15 protein-coding genes and 1 riboswitch are annotated in these 18,354 nt (G+C 58.3%); of the genes, 3 read left to right on the top strand and 12 right to left on the bottom strand.

The genetic code is table 11. From position 1 onward, the window contains the following. Positions 1-6: 6 nt before the first annotated feature. From ACFO6X_RS01220 to ACFO6X_RS01205, 4 genes are all read right to left on the bottom strand, one after another. A complete protein-coding gene (locus tag ACFO6X_RS01220; protein ID WP_382429235.1) occupies positions 7-921 on the bottom strand; it encodes an NAD(P)-dependent oxidoreductase in 915 nt (304 codons plus the stop codon). A gap of 95 nt (positions 922-1,016) precedes the next feature. Continuing rightward, positions 1,017-2,153, bottom strand: a complete 1,137-nt coding sequence (locus tag ACFO6X_RS01215) for a PilT/PilU family type 4a pilus ATPase (RefSeq protein WP_382429233.1) — start codon at positions 2,151-2,153, stop codon at positions 1,017-1,019. 51 nt (positions 2,154-2,204) lie between these two features. Continuing rightward, the gene (locus ACFO6X_RS01210) at positions 2,205-2,849 is read right to left on the bottom strand and encodes a cyclic nucleotide-binding domain-containing protein (RefSeq protein WP_382429231.1); all 645 of its coding nucleotides are present in this window, start codon (positions 2,847-2,849) and stop codon (positions 2,205-2,207) included. Between the two features lie 54 nt (positions 2,850-2,903). Beyond that, entirely contained in the window at positions 2,904-3,947 is a 1,044-nt protein-coding gene (locus ACFO6X_RS01205; protein WP_382429229.1) for a type IV pilus twitching motility protein PilT, read from the bottom strand. Positions 3,948-3,983: 36 nt separating this feature from the next. Here ACFO6X_RS01205 and ACFO6X_RS01200 point away from each other — a divergent pair, with 36 nt between their 5' ends. Then, positions 3,984-4,706, top strand: a complete 723-nt coding sequence (locus tag ACFO6X_RS01200; RefSeq protein ID WP_382429227.1) for a YggS family pyridoxal phosphate-dependent enzyme — start codon at positions 3,984-3,986, stop codon at positions 4,704-4,706. Positions 4,707-4,734: 28 nt separating this feature from the next. Here the strand turns inward: ACFO6X_RS01200 and ACFO6X_RS01195 are convergent, their stop codons facing one another. The 5 genes from ACFO6X_RS01195 to ACFO6X_RS01175 all read right to left on the bottom strand — a co-directional run bounded on the left by ACFO6X_RS01195 (position 4,735) and on the right by ACFO6X_RS01175 (position 9,422). Continuing rightward, positions 4,735-5,307 (bottom strand): DUF3617 domain-containing protein, encoded by a 573-nt coding sequence (locus ACFO6X_RS01195; protein ID WP_382429225.1) that lies wholly within the window; start codon positions 5,305-5,307, stop codon positions 4,735-4,737. A 78-nt stretch (positions 5,308-5,385) separates the two neighbouring features. Further along, the gene (locus tag ACFO6X_RS01190) at positions 5,386-6,129 is read right to left on the bottom strand and encodes a proteasome-type protease (RefSeq protein ID WP_382429223.1); all 744 of its coding nucleotides are present in this window, start codon (positions 6,127-6,129) and stop codon (positions 5,386-5,388) included. Between the two features lie 66 nt (positions 6,130-6,195). Next, positions 6,196-7,023: a transglutaminase family protein gene (locus tag ACFO6X_RS01185; RefSeq protein WP_382429221.1), complete on the bottom strand. Its 828-nt coding sequence runs from the start codon at positions 7,021-7,023 to the stop codon at positions 6,196-6,198. Positions 7,024-7,066: 43 nt separating this feature from the next. Next, on the bottom strand, positions 7,067-8,035 hold the full coding sequence (locus ACFO6X_RS01180) for an alpha-E domain-containing protein (RefSeq protein WP_382429219.1): 969 nt from the start codon (positions 8,033-8,035) through the stop codon (positions 7,067-7,069). A gap of 1 nt (position 8,036) precedes the next feature. Further along, complete coding sequence (locus tag ACFO6X_RS01175; protein ID WP_382429777.1) at positions 8,037-9,422, bottom strand: circularly permuted type 2 ATP-grasp protein; 1,386 nt, start codon at positions 9,420-9,422, stop codon at positions 8,037-8,039. A gap of 389 nt (positions 9,423-9,811) precedes the next feature. Here ACFO6X_RS01175 and ACFO6X_RS01170 point away from each other — a divergent pair, with 389 nt between their 5' ends. After that, positions 9,812-10,954 carry an HD-GYP domain-containing protein gene (locus ACFO6X_RS01170; protein WP_382429217.1) on the top strand — a complete coding sequence of 381 codons (1,143 nt, stop codon included), beginning with the start codon at positions 9,812-9,814 and terminating at the stop codon, positions 10,952-10,954. Positions 10,955-10,997: 43 nt separating this feature from the next. Further along, positions 10,998-12,851, top strand: a complete 1,854-nt coding sequence (locus ACFO6X_RS01165) for a Tar ligand binding domain-containing protein (RefSeq protein WP_382429215.1) — start codon at positions 10,998-11,000, stop codon at positions 12,849-12,851. A gap of 66 nt (positions 12,852-12,917) precedes the next feature. Here ACFO6X_RS01165 and thiC read toward each other — a convergent pair whose 3' ends face one another. The 3 genes from thiC to ACFO6X_RS01150 form a co-directional block, all read right to left on the bottom strand. Next, entirely contained in the window at positions 12,918-14,813 is a 1,896-nt protein-coding gene (thiC, locus tag ACFO6X_RS01160; protein ID WP_382429213.1) for a phosphomethylpyrimidine synthase ThiC, read from the bottom strand. A 75-nt stretch (positions 14,814-14,888) separates the two neighbouring features. Further along, positions 14,889-15,007, bottom strand: a riboswitch (TPP riboswitch). Between the two features lie 75 nt (positions 15,008-15,082). Next, positions 15,083-16,402 carry a sigma-54-dependent transcriptional regulator gene (locus ACFO6X_RS01155; RefSeq protein WP_382429775.1) on the bottom strand — a complete coding sequence of 440 codons (1,320 nt, stop codon included), beginning with the start codon at positions 16,400-16,402 and terminating at the stop codon, positions 15,083-15,085. Continuing rightward, positions 16,386-18,305: a sensor histidine kinase gene (locus ACFO6X_RS01150; RefSeq protein ID WP_382429211.1), complete on the bottom strand. Its 1,920-nt coding sequence runs from the start codon at positions 18,303-18,305 to the stop codon at positions 16,386-16,388. Before ACFO6X_RS01150 ends, ACFO6X_RS01155 begins: the two co-directional genes overlap by 17 nt. Positions 18,306-18,354: the final 49 nt, after the last annotated feature.

The raw sequence follows: 18,354 nt of genomic DNA, 5'->3' as shown, positions 1-18,354 counted from the left end.
TGACGTTCAATCCAGCCGCTGAATCAGGCTGGAGGTGTCCCAACGCTGGCCGCCCATGCCCTGCACATCGCCATAAAACTGATCCACCAGCGCCGTGACGGGCAAGCGGGCGCCATTGCGCCGTGCTTCGGCCAGCACCAACCCCAAATCCTTGCGCATCCAGTCCACCGCAAAGCCAAAGTCAAACTCCCGCGCCACCATGGTTTTGCCCCGGTTGTCCAACTGCCAACTTTGCGCGGCCCCCTTGCCAATCACATCCAACACTTGGTTCATGTCCAGCCCGGCACGCTGACCAAAAGCCACGGCCTCGGCCAAGCCCTGCACCAGTCCGGCAATGCAAATTTGGTTCACCATCTTGGTAAGCTGCCCCGCCCCAGAGTCTCCCAGACGGGTAAAGGCCCGCGAAAACGCCATGGCCACGGGCTGCACAGCATCAAACGGTGCCTGATCGCCACCACACATCACCGTGAGCAGGCCATTTTGCGCCCCAGCTTGGCCGCCCGACACCGGGGCATCGATGAAATGCAGCCCCAGCGTACGCCCAGCACCATACAACTCGCGTGCCACTTCCGCTGAAGCCGTGGTGTGATCAACAAAAATCCCCCCCGGCTCCATGCCCGCAAAAGCGCCATCAGCGCCCAACACCACCGAGCGCAAATCATCATCGTTGCCCACGCAGCAAAACACCATATCGGCCCCCTGCGCGGCCAAACGCGGGGTAAGTGCATGGCGCACAGATCCTGCGGAGGCGTACTCCTCGCACCACGCCAAAGCCTTGGCCGTGTTGCGGTTGTACACCGTCACTTGGTGCCCGGCCAGTGCCAAATGGGCAGCCATCGGGTAGCCCATGACCCCCAAGCCGATAAAAGCGACTTTGCGGGAAGGAACAGCATCGTAAGAGCGGGAATTGGTGCCAGCCATGAAAAAAATCCGTTGAAATGCGTTGAATACAGAAAACGGCCTGCTCGCCAAAGCAGACCGCAACAAAAACGACCCACCGTGCTGCGAACTACGCCTCAGACAATGGCAAAGTCCTCAGTGCCCGAAGCCAAATCGGTGCTGCGCGCACGCTGGCTGCCCAGCTTGATTTGCAAGCGCAAGTCATTGACCGAATCGGCATTGCGCAAGGCATCCTCGTAAGTGATGATATTGGACTCAAACAGATCAAACAGGGCTTGATCAAAGGTTTGCATGCCCAGATTGCGGCTCTTTTTCATGATCTCCTTGATCTCTGAGACCTCCCCCTTGAAGATCAGGTCTGCAATCAAGGGTGTGTTGAGCATCACCTCCACCGCCGCCGCCCGGCCCTTGCCATCTTGCTTGGGCAGCAGGCGCTGAGAAATCATGGCACGCAGGTTGAGTGACAAATCCATCAGCAACTGGGCACGGCGCTCTTCAGGAAAGAAGTTGATCACCCGATCAAGCGCCTGATTGGCACTGTTGGCGTGCAAAGTGGCCATACACAGGTGGCCCGTTTCCGGGAAAGCAATCGCATGCTCCATCGTCTCGCGGTCGCGGATTTCACCCATCAAAATCACATCAGGTGCCTGACGCAAAGTGTTTTTGAGCGCGGCCTCCCAACTGTCTGTATCCAGCCCCACTTCGCGTTGGGTCACTACACAGTTTTTGTGTGGATGAACAAACTCCACCGGGTCTTCAATCGTGATGATGTGACCAAAAGAGTTTTCATTGCGCCAATCCACCATGGCTGCCAGCGTGGTCGATTTGCCCGAACCAGTAGCCCCGACCAAAATGCACAAGCCCCGCTTGGTCATCGTCACTTCTTTGAGCACCTGTGGCATACCCAAACCATCAATGGTGGGCAGATTCAGCGGAATCGTCCGCAACACCATGCCAACCCGGCCCTGCTGCACAAAAGCATTTACCCGAAAACGGCCAATACCGGCAGGTGAAATGGCGAAATTACACTCTTTGGTGCGCTCAAACTCCGCCGCTTGCTTATCGCTCATGATGGCGCGCGCCAGCGTCAGCGTATGGCCAGGCGACAACGGTTGGGGTGACACCTTGGTAACCACCCCATCGACCTTGATCGCGGGCGGAAACTCTGCCGTAATGAACAGATCGCTACCGTGGCGGCTGACCATGAGCCGCAGCAGATCATTGATGAATTTACTGGCCTGATCGCGTTCCATCGGGGGGGCTCCCTCATACTGGCACTACCGGGCCAGTCATCCACATTGATCTTATTTTTGGTTGTCGCCCAGATGGGCACTGACCGCTCGCAAACGCACGCAGAGCTTGCGCGCCAACACGGCCACCAAGGCGGCGGCCAGATGGGGATCTCTCACCATCATTTCGTCCAACGCCTGCGCACTGAGCACTGCGATTTCGCACTCGGTCATGGTGGTGCAAGCTGAGAAGCGAATGCCGCTATCGAGCAACGACATCTCGCCGATCAGATCACCGGGGCGGGTTTGCGCCAATAGCAGCTTCTCCCCCCAAGGCTGGACACGGTTGACGGCCATCGTGCCCGAGAGCAAGAAGAACATGAAGTTGCCATATTCATCTTGGCGCACCACATCGCGGTCAGAGGGCACCTGGGCAAAATCAAAGAATTCGCCCATCCGTGCCATCAGTTCGGGTGGCAACTGCGCCATGTATTTGTTCTTGGCGCACAACTCCTGCAACAACTTGCTGCCATGCCCCGCCGGCATGCGCTTGGCCCCCACCTCCACGGCCCTGGCCTCCCAAGGCACCATCGGCACTTCTTCTCCACCATGCTCAGAAAATGCCGTGGAAAAAAACACCGAGTCTTGAGAGTCAGCCGCGTGCGACGCATCACTTTCGGCATGTGCCGAAGGTCGCCACATATTCAAAATACCCTTCATGGGAAAACTCCTGTTGCCACCCAACAACGGTGGCCTGTCTCATCAGATGACAAATCAGCCCGGGAAGTTCTCGGGAATCTTCGCTTTGCTGCGGGCTTCTGCCGGACTGATGATGTTGCGCCGCACCAAGTCCGCCAAGTTCTGGTCCAGCGTCTGCATGCCCACGCTGCTACTGGTCTGGATGGTGGAATACATTTGCGCCACCTTGGCCTCGCGAATCAGATTGCGAATGGCACTGGTGCCAATCATGATCTCATGCGCGGCCACGCGGCCCGAGCCGTCTTTGAGCTTGCACAGTGACTGCGAGATCACCGCCTGCAAGGACTCGGACAACATGGCACGCACCATTTCTTTTTCTTCTGCCGGAAACACGTCAATGATCCGGTCGATGGTCTTGGCGGCGCTGGAGGTGTGCAGCGTGCCAAACACCAAGTGCCCCGTCTCTGCCGCCGTCATGGCCAAACGGATGGTTTCTAAATCGCGCATTTCGCCCACCAAAATGGCGTCCGGGTCTTCGCGCAACGCCGACTTGAGCGCCGCAGCAAACGACAGCGTCATCGGCCCTACTTCGCGCTGGTTGACCAGGCATTTTTTGGACTCGTGGACAAACTCAATCGGGTCTTCTACCGTCAGGATGTGGCCGTATTCGTTCTCGTTCAGAAAATTGACCATCGCCGCCAGCGTGGTGGACTTGCCCGAGCCTGTAGGCCCAGTCACCAACACTAAACCACGTGGCTTGAGTGCCAGATCGGCAAAAATCTTGGGGGCATTGAGCTGCTCCAGCGTCAGGATTTTGCTCGGAATGGTACGAAATACCGCTGCTGCACCCCGGTTTTGGTTAAAGGCATTGACCCGAAAGCGGGCCAATCCTTCAATCTCAAACGAAAAGTCCACCTCCAAAAACTCTTCGTAGGCTTTGCGCTGGGCATCACTCATGATGTCGTACACCATGGCATGCACAGTCTTGTGGTCTAAGGCATCCACATTGATGCGGCGCACATCACCATGCACCCGAATCATCGGTGGCAGCCCTGCGGACAGGTGCAAATCGGAAGCCTTGTTCTTGACGCTGAATGCCAGCAACTGGGTGATATCCACAAATCCCTCTGTCGTTTGGTACGCTTGTCGGCCATTATGACCACGATTGCCAACAACCTCCAACAGCTTCATGCGCGCATTGCACGGGCTTGTGCTGCCGCTGGCCGCGATACACACAGCGTCGCGTTACTGGCTGTTTCCAAAACCTTTGGCCCAGAAGCCGTGCGCGAAGCCGCTCAAACTGGGCAACGCGCCTTTGGCGAAAACTACTTGCAAGAGGCGGTAGAGAAAATAGCTCTGCTGCGCACCCCTGCCTCGTGGGAACCACCGCTGCAATGGCATTGCATCGGCCCAGTGCAAAGCAACAAAACCCGGCTGGTAGCCGAATACTTTGACTGGATGCACACAGTAGACCGACTCAAAATTGCCCAACGCCTGTCTGAGCAACGGCCCGCCCACCTACCGCCGTTGCAGGTTTGCATTCAGGTAAATATTGATGGCAGCAGCAGCAAATCTGGTGTGGCCCCCACAGAAGCTCTGGCCTTGGCACAAGCCATAGCCACGCTGCCCCGGCTGCAACTGCGCGGCCTGATGGCCATTCCCGAACCGGCCCCCGATTTTCATGCACAGTACGCCATTCACATGGCCGTCAGAGAGCTGTTTGATCAGATCAAGGCCAGCGGTAGCACGGGTTTGGAACAATGGGACACACTGTCTCTGGGCATGACCGCCGATCTGGAAGCAGCCATTCTGGCCGGTAGCACCTTGGTGCGTGTGGGCAGCGGCATTTTTGGCGAGCGGCATTACCCGGCAGCCTGATGCCGCAGCACGTCCCGCACATCCCTTATCAGCGCGTGGCTTTGGGAGTGGCAGGGATGGCCCCCAAGCCACCACAATCGCTGGCCAGCCAGCGTGCATCAACGTCCATCGCCGTGGAGATGTGTTTGCCCCCTTGCTGCACCACGTTCTCAGAATGCACGCTGTAGGCTTTGCTGCTGCTGATGGTGATGGTGCTTTGGCCCTTCATGACTGGCTGACGGCACTCATAACGCACAGTGACAGTGTTGCCAGCACGCTGTGGCGTGGAAGTCTTGCAGTCACCCTGCTGCGGGGGCACCACATGGTCATCACGGGCCATTGCAGGGGTAATACAAATTTGGCTCCGAATACCCCCACTGCCCACATCCACGGCCATACCCTGTTGGGCCAACATGGCCTGCATTTGCTTGCGCTGCTCTGGCGGCATCTGGGCCATTTGCTGCTGCATCTGGGCCAACGCTTGGCCCATGCCCGCATCCCCTGGAGCGGCACGGGTGTTCATCTCCCACAGGCCGGGTTGTAAATTTTGCGCCTGTGCTGTGCCTGCCAGCACCATGCAAAAGCTAGCCAATGGGAGGGCATTGCGCCACGATGGTGTCATGACAGTAGATCCTGTTGCCTATAGAGGCACCCATTCTGGCAGCACCAGCGGTGAGCGACAAGCAAACCACGGGCTGCGTCAGCGAAACCAATCCTCATCTGGCAGGCGGGCAAAGGTGCGGCGCAGCCCCCCACCCCAGCCCCGGCTCAGCTTGGTGAAGTAGGGATCGTCGGCCGTGATGCGGTGCGGCACTGCCGGCGCAAAAGAGTCTGTGCGATACAGCAACATATCGATGGGCAAACCGACCGACAGGTTGCTGCGGATGGTGGAGTCAAAGGAGATGAGCGTACATTTGGCCGCCTCTTTGAGTGAGGTGTTGTGGCGCACCACCCGGTCAATGATGGGTTTGCCATACTTGGACTCACCAATCTGGAAGTATGGTGTGTCTTCTCCAGCCTCAATAAAGTTGCCCTGTGGATACACATGAAACAGGCGTGGCTCCTCCCCCCGAATCTGTCCCCCCACCAGAAAATTGCCGCCAAAATCAATGCCTTGGCTTACCGTCTGGGCATTGGCATCGCGCGCCACAATCTCTTTGACGGTGCGGCCCACCAACTCGGCCACATCGTACATAGACTGACGATTGAACAGGTGCGCGCCCTCCTCCACAGCTTTGTGTTCTAGGCGTTGGCGCAACAAACTCACCACGCTTTGGGTGGTGGCTAAATTACCGGCACTCAGCAACGTGATCAACCGCTCACCGGGCACTTCAAAAATCGTCATCTTGCGGAAAGTAGCGATGTGATCCACGCCCGCATTGGTGCGTGAATCCGAAGCAAACAACAAACCAGCATCGAGTCGCATGGCAACACAGTAAGTCATAGGTATCCGACAAAAAGTAAAAGTGATCTACGAAGTAACAAAAAATCAGGGCAAAAACCTGGGTGGTTACTGCTGTTGCGCAAACGGCTGGTCGGCCAATGGCCCATCACACACATTGATTTGTACTGCCGCATGGAGTTGCTCCTGCCCACCGCCCACGCGCATACCGCGCACAGGGCAGGCATCGGCATAGTCCACCCCAATAGCCAAACGTACGTAGCGCCCATCCACCAAACACTGGTTGGAGACGTCAAAGCCCAGCCAACCTTGGGGTAAACGCACCTCCGCCCAAGCATGACTGGCCACCTGGGTGGCATCCCCCACCAAATAACCACTGACATAACGGGCAGGCAAGCCCAATAGCCGCACACAGCTGCTCAACACCTGCGCGTGGTTCTGACATCCCCCTAAACCTTGGGCAAAAGCCTGTGCAACGGGCACAGCCACCTCGGTGCTGCCGGGCATGTAGTGCATGGCCCGCCCCAAGGCCCGCATCAGCTGCCACAAACCATCCAAGGGATCGGCGCGCAATGCAAGGGCATAGCCCAAGGCAAAGTCACGCAAAGCAGTATCGGCGTTGGTGAGCGTGGAACTGCGCAAAAACACCTCTGGAGGGAGCCTGTCCTCCAGACAAGGCGCTGGAGGGCTGTCAGGGGTTTGCACTTCACCACTGACCAAGAGGCGGATTTCCTGCACGGGTTTATCCAGTGTCAGCACATGCGTGGTGTTGCCATAGGCATCTTGGCAGCAGGAGGCCAAGACGGGCAGCGTCAACTGCCAAGACAGCACCTTCAGGCCGTGTTCAGAGCGCGGCGTCAGGCGCAGGTACTGGGTGCTACGCTCCACCAAACGGTCATAACGGTACACAGTCTCATGGGTGATCAGCAGGTGCATGGTGTCTCCTTGGAGCATCCAGAAAATTCACAACCCAAGCGCATCAATGGGCTTGCAAATAGGCGCGGGTAATGGCCTTGCCCAACCGGGCAGACTGCGCCAGAAACTCTGTCAGCCAGCGGTGGGCACCCAACTCCAAAATCTCATCCACAGTGCCATACTCCAACTGCAAGGCCAAGCGCCCAGCCAACAACTTGACACCACGCCCCGCATCGCCTGCGCCGGGCAAGCACTCAATCTGGGGCAAGATGGTGCGAATCTCATCACAACAGGCTCGCAGGCTGCGCGGCACATCGGGGCGCAAGATCAGCAACTCCGTCACGCAGCGTCCATCCAAGGCACCCCGGTAAACCTCGTGGTAGGCCTCAAAGGCTGATAGCGAGCGCAGCAAGGCGCTCCACGAATAAAAGTCGGGCGCACTCTCTTGCGGCATAGCCACCGGGGCCAAATCGGCCACTGCAGGCTCAATGAGCTGGGATTTCACATCCAACAAACGGGCCGTGTTGTCGGCCCGCTCGATGAACGTGCCCAAACGGATAAAGCAATAGGCATCGTTGCGTTGCAAGGTGCCATAGGTAGCCCCGCGAAACAGGTGCGAACGCTCTTTAACCCAGTCAAAAAAGGCCGATACGTCCGTAATGCCACGCTGCGACATGTCACGCGCTTCGAGCCAGCTGGCATTGATGGCCTCCCACATTTCCGAGGTGATACGGCCCCGCACTGCATAGGCATTCTCACGGGCCTGCTTCAGACACGACAGCACCGAGGCGGGGTTGTCCAACTCCAAGGCCATAAAGCTGAACAAGTCTTGCGCCTCAAACTGGCGCCGCTGGGCAATATAAGGCTCCAACGTGCCCGTCACGGCCAGCGGCGCCGCAAACTCGGTCATGGCACCACGCGACTGGGGCAGCAGCGACAGCGAATGGGTAACATCCAGCATACGCACCAGGTTTTCGGCACGCTCCAAGTAGCGGCTCATCCAGAACAATTGGGCAGCGGTACGCGAGAGCATCTCAGGCCTCCAGAATCCAGGTGTCCTTGGTGCCACCACCCTGGGACGAATTGACTACCAGCGAGCCTTGTTTTAAAGCCACGCGCGTCAGGCCACCAGCGACCATGCGTACCTCCCGGCCACTGAGCACAAAGGGGCGCAAATCTATGTGGCGTGGTGCAATGCCGCTATCAACAAACGTAGGACAACTGGACAGGCACAGGGTGGGCTGGGCGATGTAGTTGCCCGGATGGGCCATCACGCGCTGGCGAAAATCTGCCACCTCGGCCACCGTGGAAGCTGGCCCGATCAGCATTCCATACCCCCCGGCACCATGCACCTCCTTGACCACCAGCTCGGCCAGATGGTCCAGCACATAGGCCAGATCGTCACTCTTGCGGCACTGCCAAGTAGGCACGTTGTGCAAAATCGGTTCCTCACCCAAATAAAAGCGAATCATCTCTGGCACATAGGGATAGATAGACTTGTCGTCCGCTACCCCGGTGCCAATCGCGTTGGCCAGAACCACATTGCCCTGCTTGTACACCGACAGCAGCCCCGGCACCCCCAGCACTGAATCGGCCTTGAAAGCCAACGGATCCAAAAACACATCGTCCATGCGGCGATAGATCACATCTACCCGCTGGGGGCCCACCGTGGTGTGCATGTAGAGGTAATCGTTTTTCACGAACAGGTCTTGTCCCTCCACCAGTTCCACCCCCATTTGCTGGGCCAGAAAAACATGCTCAAAATAGGCGGAATTGCCCACCCCTGGCGTTAGCACCACCACCGTGGGCTGGGCCTGCGTGGTGGCTTGGTGCAAGGTATCGAGCAACAGGGCCGGATAGTGGGCCACCGGCGCTACCGCATAGTGGGCAAACAACTCCGGAAACAGCCGCATCATCATCTTGCGGTTTTCCAGCATGTAGCTCACGCCACTGGGTACGCGCAGGTTGTCTTCAAGAACGTAATAGTGCCCATCGGCATGGCGAATCAGGTCTATCCCACTGACATGGGCATAAATGCCATTGGGCAGATCCACCCCCTGCATAGCAGGCTGGTACTGCGCATTGGCAAACACCTGCTCGGCCGGAATCAACCCAGCACGCACAATGTCGTGGTTGTGGTAGATGTCCGACAAAAAGCGATTGAGCGCCGTCACCCGCTGACGCAACCCCGCCTCCAACATCTGCCATTCATCCACAGGTACGATGTGTGGCACGGTGTCAAACGGAATCAGACGTTCGGCCCCAGCCTCATCACCATGCACCGCAAAAGTGATGCCCACGCGGTGGAACAGCAAATCGGCCTCCACACGCTTTTTGCCCAGTGCTTGGGGTGTCTGTGCATGGAGCCAATGGGCAAAGGTTTGGTAGTGCGCACGGATAGCACCGCTGGGCAACAGCATCTCATCGTAATGGCCCACAGGGGGCAAGGTCAGGGCGTGCATGGTGACTCCATCGGCTAGACGCTGGCAGCATGCAAGGAGCGTGCCTGCCCAGTCAGCAGGCATTGGCCGGTATTTTGGGGTGGGTGGTGCTTCTCTCACGATAATGAGCACGCTACAGACTGGGCCACCGTGGTGCGTCCCCCTGCAAGGCACCGCCTACAGTCTGGGCAAACACGGCCTAACATTTGTCAAAATTTTGACCAACATCAAAGGGGGACACTGCCCCAGGCCACACCAGCCCATTTTTTGATGCACGCTGCGATCTATTGATCGCAGACGCTCCGTGCGCCAGCGATTTTTTTTGCCACAGCAAGGCTGTGTTGGGTTGAGGAAGCAAAGGCGCAGCGGTGAAAAAGATAGTGCATAGCGATATCGTTCTTGGCAAACCTATTGGGTTCTCCATTTACAGCGATGGCGGTACTTTGCTTTTTCGCCGTGGCTCGGTCATTCACATGCCCGACCAAATATCGCGTTTGCTGGTGCGTGGCGCCCAATACGACGAGACAGAAACCGACCTGCGGCCCTACGCCCCCAATGAGCCACAGCCAGCGCCAGTCCACGAAGACCCCCCGCCCTTTGAGCACCTGAGCGGACTGCTACTCAACCTCAAGCATGTGTTGGGCACCACGCTCAAAAGCCCCGAGCAAATAGATGTGAGCGCACGCATTGGCAAAATTGCCCAAGCCGTACAAAACATCTGCCGCAAGAGCATTGACAGCGCGCTGGCCGCCCCCTCTGTAGATACACATACCCCGTATATCGTGGTTCACCAGATGATGGGGGCCGTCCTGACCGAATTGATCGCGCAGGGCAAGGGATTGGACGCCACACAACGGCTGTCGTTGGTGTGTGCTGCCCTGACCCGCGATCTGGGACAAATACCGTTGCAGGCAGAACTGGATAAACATGCGGGCTATCTGCCCGACGATCTGCTAATGCAGATGCGCCAGCATCCCCAGCAAAGCGCCCAGCTGCTCGAACAAGCAGGCGTTAGCGATCCACTCTGGCTCGCCACGGTGCGCAACCACCACGAATACCTGGACGGCAAAGGCTACCCGGCGGGTCTTCAGGGCGATGAGATCAGCCTGGGCGCCAGAATACTGGCAGTGTCTGATCGCTATAGCGCCATGACCAAAATGCGGCCTTACCGGGCCCAGGCCCACTTTCCACAAAATGCCCTGAAAGAGATTTATCTCAAAAAGGATTCGGAGGTCGATGAAGAAATCGCCCGCATCCTGATCTCAAAGGTAGGCCTGTTATCACCGGGCACCCTCGTCAAACTCAAGTCGGGGGAAGTGGCGGTGGTCAAAAGCCCCACCGTCAAATCCGATGCCACCATTGTTTACAGCGTCTATGGCAAGACCGGCATGATTTTGTCTACCCCCGCCCGCCGCGACACGTCCCAGCCGGGGTGTGAAATCGTTGGTTTGGTGCCGTTTTCCCACTGCCAGACAGCCGCTGTCTGCATCCGGCAAGTCTGGGCCGAATGAAGTTGGCCCACATCTACGCCATTGAAGCCCGAAGAGAATCGCCATGAAAATGAATCTACCGGTCACCGGACAGGAACAACGGTTCTCTGCCGACAAAAACATGGTCACCAAGACCAATACCAAGGGCATCATCACCTTTGCGAACCAAGATTTTGTTGAGGTCAGTGGCTTTTCTGAGGAAGAGCTGATCGGCAAAAACCACAATCTGATCCGACACCCAGATATGCCGCCGGTGGCCTTTGAGATCATGTGGAAAACCTTGAAGCGTGGCCTGCCTTGGCGCGGCATCGTCAAGAACCGTTGCAAAAACGGCGACCACTATTGGGTCGATGCCCGCATCGTACCCATCAAGAAAAACGGCGAGATCACCGGCTATATGTCGGTGCGCAGTTGCCCCTCGCGCGAGGATGTGGCTGGCGCTGAAGCGGCTTACGAAAGCGCCAAGAACAGGCCCGACACGCTGAAAGAGGATGTGTCGCCGGGCTGGAAAAAGCACCTCTCGATCAAGAACGGCATCCCGCTGTGGATTGCGTTTGTCACCCTGCTGATGATTGGGGGAGGCATTTTAGGTATCACGGGCCTGAACCTGTCTAAGGCCGACATCCAAGCCCTCTACCACCAAGAAATGGTGCCGGTGCAAGCCATTCAGCGCATGAAATTCTTGATGGCCGACAACCGCTCCCAACTGGCACTGGCCCTCAACTTTAAGTTTGGTGCCCACTCGGACGTGGTGCTCAATCATGGTGCAGGCAACCACCATGTGCAGGTGATTGCCACCAACCGGCAAGAAATTGACCAGCTCTGGGCCCACTATATCGGCCAAGTCCGTGATAGCAAAGAACAGCAACTGGCCAATGCCTACATCCAAGCCCGCAATCGCTATGTCAACGAAGGGCTTTTACAAGCCAACCAAGCTATTGAGGCCGAAGACTACCTGCAAGCGCAGCGGGTGTTTTTTAACCAAGTCAATCCCCTGTACGACACGGCCAATGCCCACGCCTCTACCCTCTTGAGCTACCTGTCCGAGCGCGCCCACAGCAAGCTGGTAGACACCACCAAGCGCGGTGAGTTGATTTTCAAGATGGCCGTAGCGGGCATTGCTCTGAGCTGCTTGGTGCTGATCGTGGCAGGGGTCTTTTTCTTCCGTATCACAGCCCACCCACTCGAAAAAGCCGTGCTGGCCCTAGAAAACATTGCCGAAGGCAAGCTCTCGGACAATGTAGACCCCTCGGGTTATGGCGAACCGGGGCGGGTGATGACCGCTGTGATGGTGACACAAATGCACCTGAAGGTGATGCTGCACGAGATTCGGCAATCTGCCGGATCTATCCACCAACAGTGCAACCAACTCAACCAAGTGATGATGGACTTGGCCGAGCACTCGGACGAACAACAAGAGCGCATCTACCAAACTGTGGAGGCCGTTAAGTCCTCACGCACAGCCATGACCGCCATCGCTGGGCACATGGACACCTTGCTAGAGGCCGTTCATGCCGGAGACAACGACAGCGCCGCCACCTTGCAGGCACCCGGCCAAACCGAGCCCCCCATGCCTGCTTTTGAGTTGATGCCCGCAGAACTCATGGCGGTGTTTGGCGACAGCCTGTCAACAGCCGCCCCCGCCCCAGAACCTAGCGCAGCACCAGTGGCTCCACCACCCAGAGCAACCCCTACCCTGCCCCCTGCCGCCCCTACCGAATGGGGCCAACAGGTGCAAACCGTAGCCAGCGCAGCCCGCAGCCAAGCCTTGGCCGTAGAAGAAGTGTCTAGCCAACTGCACCAAGTGGCGCGGTTGGTGGTGCAAAACCGCGAAGATGTTCAAGGCGCTTGGGCCGCCTCGCAGCGGCTGGAACATACCGCCCGTGAGCTGGATGAGCTTGTCAAGTATTTTGACTAGCGCGTAACAACATGGCCCCCCTTCGACCCGTTCCACAAAAACTGATCAAAGGGGAAACCGCCACGCTCAGTCCACGCGCTGGATCGGCACGTACAGGCTGCCGCCGCCCTGTTGGAACTCCTCGGCTTTGGCGTGCAGACCTTGCTCCAGTGCCTGCGCTTCAGCCAAGCCTTTTTGCGCGGCAAAGTCGCGCACTTCTTGGGTGATCTTCATCGAGCAGAACTTGGGGCCGCACATCGAGCAGAAATGCGCCACCTTGGCCGAGTCCTTGGGCAAGGTCTCGTCGTGGTACTCCTTAGCGGTTTCGGGGTCGAGGCCCAGATTAAACTGGTCTTGCCAACGGAAATCAAAGCGCGCTTGGCTCAGCGCGTCATCGCGGGCGCGGGCACCGGGGTGGCCCTTAGCCACATCGGCAGCGTGCGCGGCAATTTTGTAGGCAATGATGCCTTGTTTAACGTCATCGCGGTCGGGCAGGCCCAAATGCTCCTTGGGGGTAACGTAGCACAGCATGGCCGTGCCCATCCAGCCAATCATCGCAGCACCAATCGCACTGGCAATGTGGTCGTAGCCGGGGGCAATGTCGATGGTCAGCGGGCCAAGGGTGTAAAACGGTGCTTCATGGCAGGTCTTGAGCTGCTCGGTCATGTTGGCTTGGATCATGTGCATGGGCACATGGCCGGGGCCTTCAATCATGGTTTGCACGTCGTGCTTCCAAGCCACTTGCGTCAATTCGCCCAAGGTGTGCAGCTCGGCAAACTGGGCCTCATCATTGGCATCCGAGGCACAGCCGGGGCGCAGGCCATCGCCCAAGCTGAAGCTGACGTCATACTGCTTCATGATGTCGCAGATGTCTTCAAAGTGCTCGTACAAGAAGCTCTCGCGGTGGTGGGCCATACACCACTTGGCCATGATGGAGCCACCACGCGACACAATGCCAGTGCGGCGGTTGGCCGTGAGGTGGATATAAGCCAAACGGATACCGGCATGGATGGTGAAGTAATCCACCCCCTGTTCGGCCTGCTCGATCAGCGTGTCGCGGAAGATTTCCCAGGTCAGGTCTTCGGCAATGCCGCCCACTTTTTCCAAGGCTTGGTAGATCGGCACCGTGCCAATGGGCACGGGGCTATTGCGCACAATCCAGTCGCGGGTGGTGTGGATATTTTTGCCGGTGGACAAATCCATCACGTTGTCTGCACCCCAACGGATAGACCACACCAGCTTTTCGACTTCCTCTTCAATGCTGGAAGTGACGGCAGAATTGCCGATGTTGGCATTGATTTTGACCAAGAAGTTGCGGCCAATCGCCATCGGCTCCACTTCGGGGTGGTTGATATTGGCCGGGATGATGGCGCGGCCACGGGCCACTTCATCGCGCACAAATTCTGGGGTGATGATTTTGGGGATGCTGGCGCCCAGCGGGTTGCCCATCAGGCGCTGCTCGCGGGCGGCATCTTGCTGGTACTGCGCCATCCATTCGCGCTTGCCGTTTTCGCGGATCGCCACAAACTCCATCTCAGGCGTGATGATGCCCTTTTTGGCATAGTGCATCTGCGTGACGTTGGCACCGCTTTTGGCACGCAGGGGCTGGCGTTGCAGGGCAGCGGCTTCGGCGCGCAGGGCGGCCAAACGAGCAGCATCGTCGCTCTTTTGGCCGTCGTCCAGTGCCACTGGCGGGCGGCCTTGGTAACGTTCGACATCGCCACGACCTTCAATCCAAGTGCTGCGCACAGTTTGCAAACCCTTGCGCACGTCAATCACGGCGGTGGGGTCGGTGTAAGGGCCAGAGGTGTCATAGACACTCACTGTTTCGCCATTGGTGAGTTGGATGTCGCGCACCGGCACGCGCAGTTCGGGGTGCAATTGGCCGGGGATATAGGCTTTGCGCGAAGCAGGAAAAGGCTCACGCGTCAGTGCGAGCAGGTCGGCAAACTTTTCGCGGGCAAGGGTGTCGGGGGCATTCATCGGGTGATCTCCGGAGGCTGTGGCGGGGTTGCGCTCCGGTGTAGATCGTTGCCCTGGCCCAAACGCCAAAGCGGGCAGGGGGGCATCGGCTCTTCTTCCGCCGGCATGAACCGGATCAAGTTCGTCGGGTTCGCGGGTGTGCCGTTGGTTTGGCCACCCCCATCTCAGTGCAACGCACACCCCGGAGCAGGCCCAAGTATAGGGCGCAGCCCCCACCACAGCACAGCGTTGTCCACAAGACCACCTGGCCTGATGGGCCAGATTGACCGTCAGAGCAGTCCGTACTTTTTCAATTTGTCGTGCAAGGTGGTGCGTGCCACTTTCAACGCCTCTGCAGTGCGGCTGATGTTGCACGATTGGCGGCCATATTCATCGGCAATCAGCAGGCGCTCATAGCTTTCTACCGCCTCGGTCAAGGACTGCACAGGCAACTCTTTGGCGCTGGCTGTGCTGCGGTTGATGCCCAGCGCATGGCAGTCGGCCACATTGCGCAGCTCACGGATATTGCCCGGCCAGTCTTGGGCCATCAGGCGGCGCAGTGCTTCGGGGGTCAACGTGGGCGGAGGCCGGTTGTAACGCTTGGCCGCTTGCAACAAAAACTCGTTGTACAGCTCTGGAATATCTTCGCGCCGCTCGCGCAGCGGTGGCAACTCAATCGGTACCACATTGAGGCGGTAGTACAAGTCGGCACGAAAGCGCCCCTGCTCGGCCTGCACCTTGAGGTCTGCTTTGCTGGCCGCCACCACCCGGCACGACACCGGAATTTGCTGGTTGGCCCCTAGCCGCTCAATCACCCGCTCTTGCAACACCCGCAGCAATTTGATCTGCATGGGCATGGGCATGGATTCGACTTCATCCAAAAACAATGTGCCACCACGGGCATATTCAATCTTGCCGATACGGCGCTTTTGTGCGCCCGTAAAAGCGCCGGGTTCGTGCCCAAACAGTTCGCTGTCGAGCAAGGTATCGGTCATGCCCCCGCAGTTGAGGGCCACATAATTTTCTTGACTACCGTGCGAGAGGTCGTGCAGACAGCGGGCCACCATTTCTTTGCCGGTGCCAGTCTCACCGACGATGAGAATGTCTACGGCAGCATCGGCCACATCCAGAATACGCTGGCGCACCCGGCTCATTTGGGGTGAGCGGCCAATCAACCGGGTCTCCAACACATCACGGTGGTCTAGACGGCGGCGCAGGGTTTCCACTTCCAACACCAGCCCACGCTTTTCTAGCGCCCGGCGCACCACATCCACCAAATCAGCGGTAGAAAAGGGCTTTTGCATAAAGTCATACGCGCCGTGGCGCATGGCCTCCACCGCCAGCGTAACATCACCGTGACCGGTGATGATGATGACGGGCAAGCCGGGGTCGCGCTCCACCACACGGCGCAGCAAGTCCATGCCACTGGCACCGGGCAGGCGCATATCAGTGACCACGGTGCCAAAGTCTTCGACCAACAACGCCCGCTCGGCCTCCTCTACCGAACCCACCGCCAAAACCGGAATACCATCCAATTGCAGCGCCTGTTCACAGCCCAACCGTACATGGGGATCGTCTTCGACCAACAGGACTTTAAGCATGGGGGGGATCTTCTTGTGCAGAGGGGATGCTGGGCAGGGTGATAACGAAGCATACGCCACCGTTGGGAGAAACTTCGGCCTGCAAGTCGCCACCAAAATCACGCAAAATATCGCGCGAAATCGTCAGCCCCAAGCCCAGCCCCTCGCCGGGTTGCTTGGTGGTAAAAAACGGCTCAAACAAACGCTGGCGAGCCTCTTGGCTCAACCCACAGCCGGTATCCGACACCCGCAGAACAATTTGTGCCCCTTGGCGCTCCGCCTGCAAACCCAATTGCCGCTGCGGTGCTTGGGCCATCGCATCCAAGGCATTGCCAATCAGATTGACCAGCACCTGCTGCAAGCGGTTTGGGTCGCAATAAGCCAGCCAGACGCCCGGCTCCAGATTGCGCTGCACAAGCACCTGCAATTTTTGCAGCCGTTGGTCAAACAAAAAGAGTGCCGCATCGGTGGCATGGGCCAAATCTACCGCAGAAGACACCGCTGGTGACTTGCGGGCAAAGGTTTTGAGCGGATTGATGATGTTGCCCATCTGGCCTGCCAACTGCCCCACCGTGGCCAGGCTGCGCTCAGCCGTGGCCTGATCACCCCGGCACATAAACTCTGCGGCATTTTCTGACAAGATACGGATGGCTCCCAGCGGCTGCGACAGCTCGTGCGTAATGCCTGCGGCCATTTGCCCCAATACCGCCAGCTTGGCGGCCTGCACCAATTCATCTTGTGCCGCGCGCAAGGTGCGCTCTGCCCGTTGGCGCTCCAGCACCTCGTGCTGCAACGAGGTAATGGCATGGCTCAGGTCGGCGGTGCGCTCTTGCACCATGCGCTCCAATTGTTGGTGCGAACGCTCCATCAGCACACGGGCCTGCTCTCGGCCCAAGGCCAAACGGCGGCGCTGGCCCCAATACAAAGCCCCTAACAACATACACCCCAATGCCGCCACTGCCAGTGCCGCATGGGTGGCGGCCAGCAAAGCCACGGGCCGCAAATCGGCAAAGACAACGATTTTCCACGCTGTTTCAGGCAGATTGCGCGATAGCGCCAAATAGGGGCCAATGCCAGAGAACTGGCGCACATCATCACGCAAATCCTTGGGCAAACGCACCACTACCCCTTCGTCCGCACCGTCAATGGTGATGTTCAAGCTGTGCCGCCCCACCTCTTGCCCCGAAAAATGGCGCGGATCGATATCGGCAAAAGCCTCGCCGGGCAAGGGCTGCAAACTGGCATAGCGCCATTCGGGGAGCGACGACAGCAGCACAATGCCATTGTTGTCCACAATCACGGCTGGGGCTTCTTGCTGTAGCCAGCGCCGCTCCAACTCGCGGATGCTGGACTTGACCACCGCCACCCCCATCACACGCCAGCCCTGTTTATCGTCGCGAATAGGCTGGGCAAAATAGTAGCCCGGTTCGGGCCGGACATGGTCAATGCCATAGTGGCGGGCAGGCATCCCACTGATCGCACTGCGGAAAAAAGGCATATACGACAGGTCTGCCCCCAACAGGTTGTCCGAAAAAATCCAATCGCTAGAAGCCACCACCCGACCATGGACATCCAGCACAAAAATGGCTGGCCCGCCCAAATGGTCGTTCAGTTGCTGCAAAAAAAGGCTGACCTCCTGCGCCAGCGCCGTTTGCTGCGGTGCGGAGGTGCGCAACAGCTCCAACACACCGTGGTGCAACTGAATGGCTGCCGGAATGGCGGCATGGCGGGTGACCACCCCGTCAATAGCCGCAGCCCGTACATTCAGATCCTGGCTGGCCACCGCCCGCATACGCTCTACGCCTACGCGCTCGGAGTACTTAAAAACCAGCCAACTCACACCCACCAGAAGCACTGTAGCCAACAACAGCCACGCTGCCCGCCGCCGCCCCGGTGGCAAAGAAGACGGGTGAGCGTGGTGAACATCTGGCATGGCTACGGCAACAACATCTTAGTGCGTGAACACATCCAGAGCCGTGCTG

Source organism: Giesbergeria sinuosa, assembly GCF_042652905.1.
GTDB classification, from domain to species: domain Bacteria; phylum Pseudomonadota; class Gammaproteobacteria; order Burkholderiales; family Burkholderiaceae_C; genus Simplicispira; species Simplicispira sinuosa.
The sequence above is the reverse complement of the archived record's forward strand: the minus strand, read 5'-3'. Positions and strand labels throughout refer to the sequence as shown.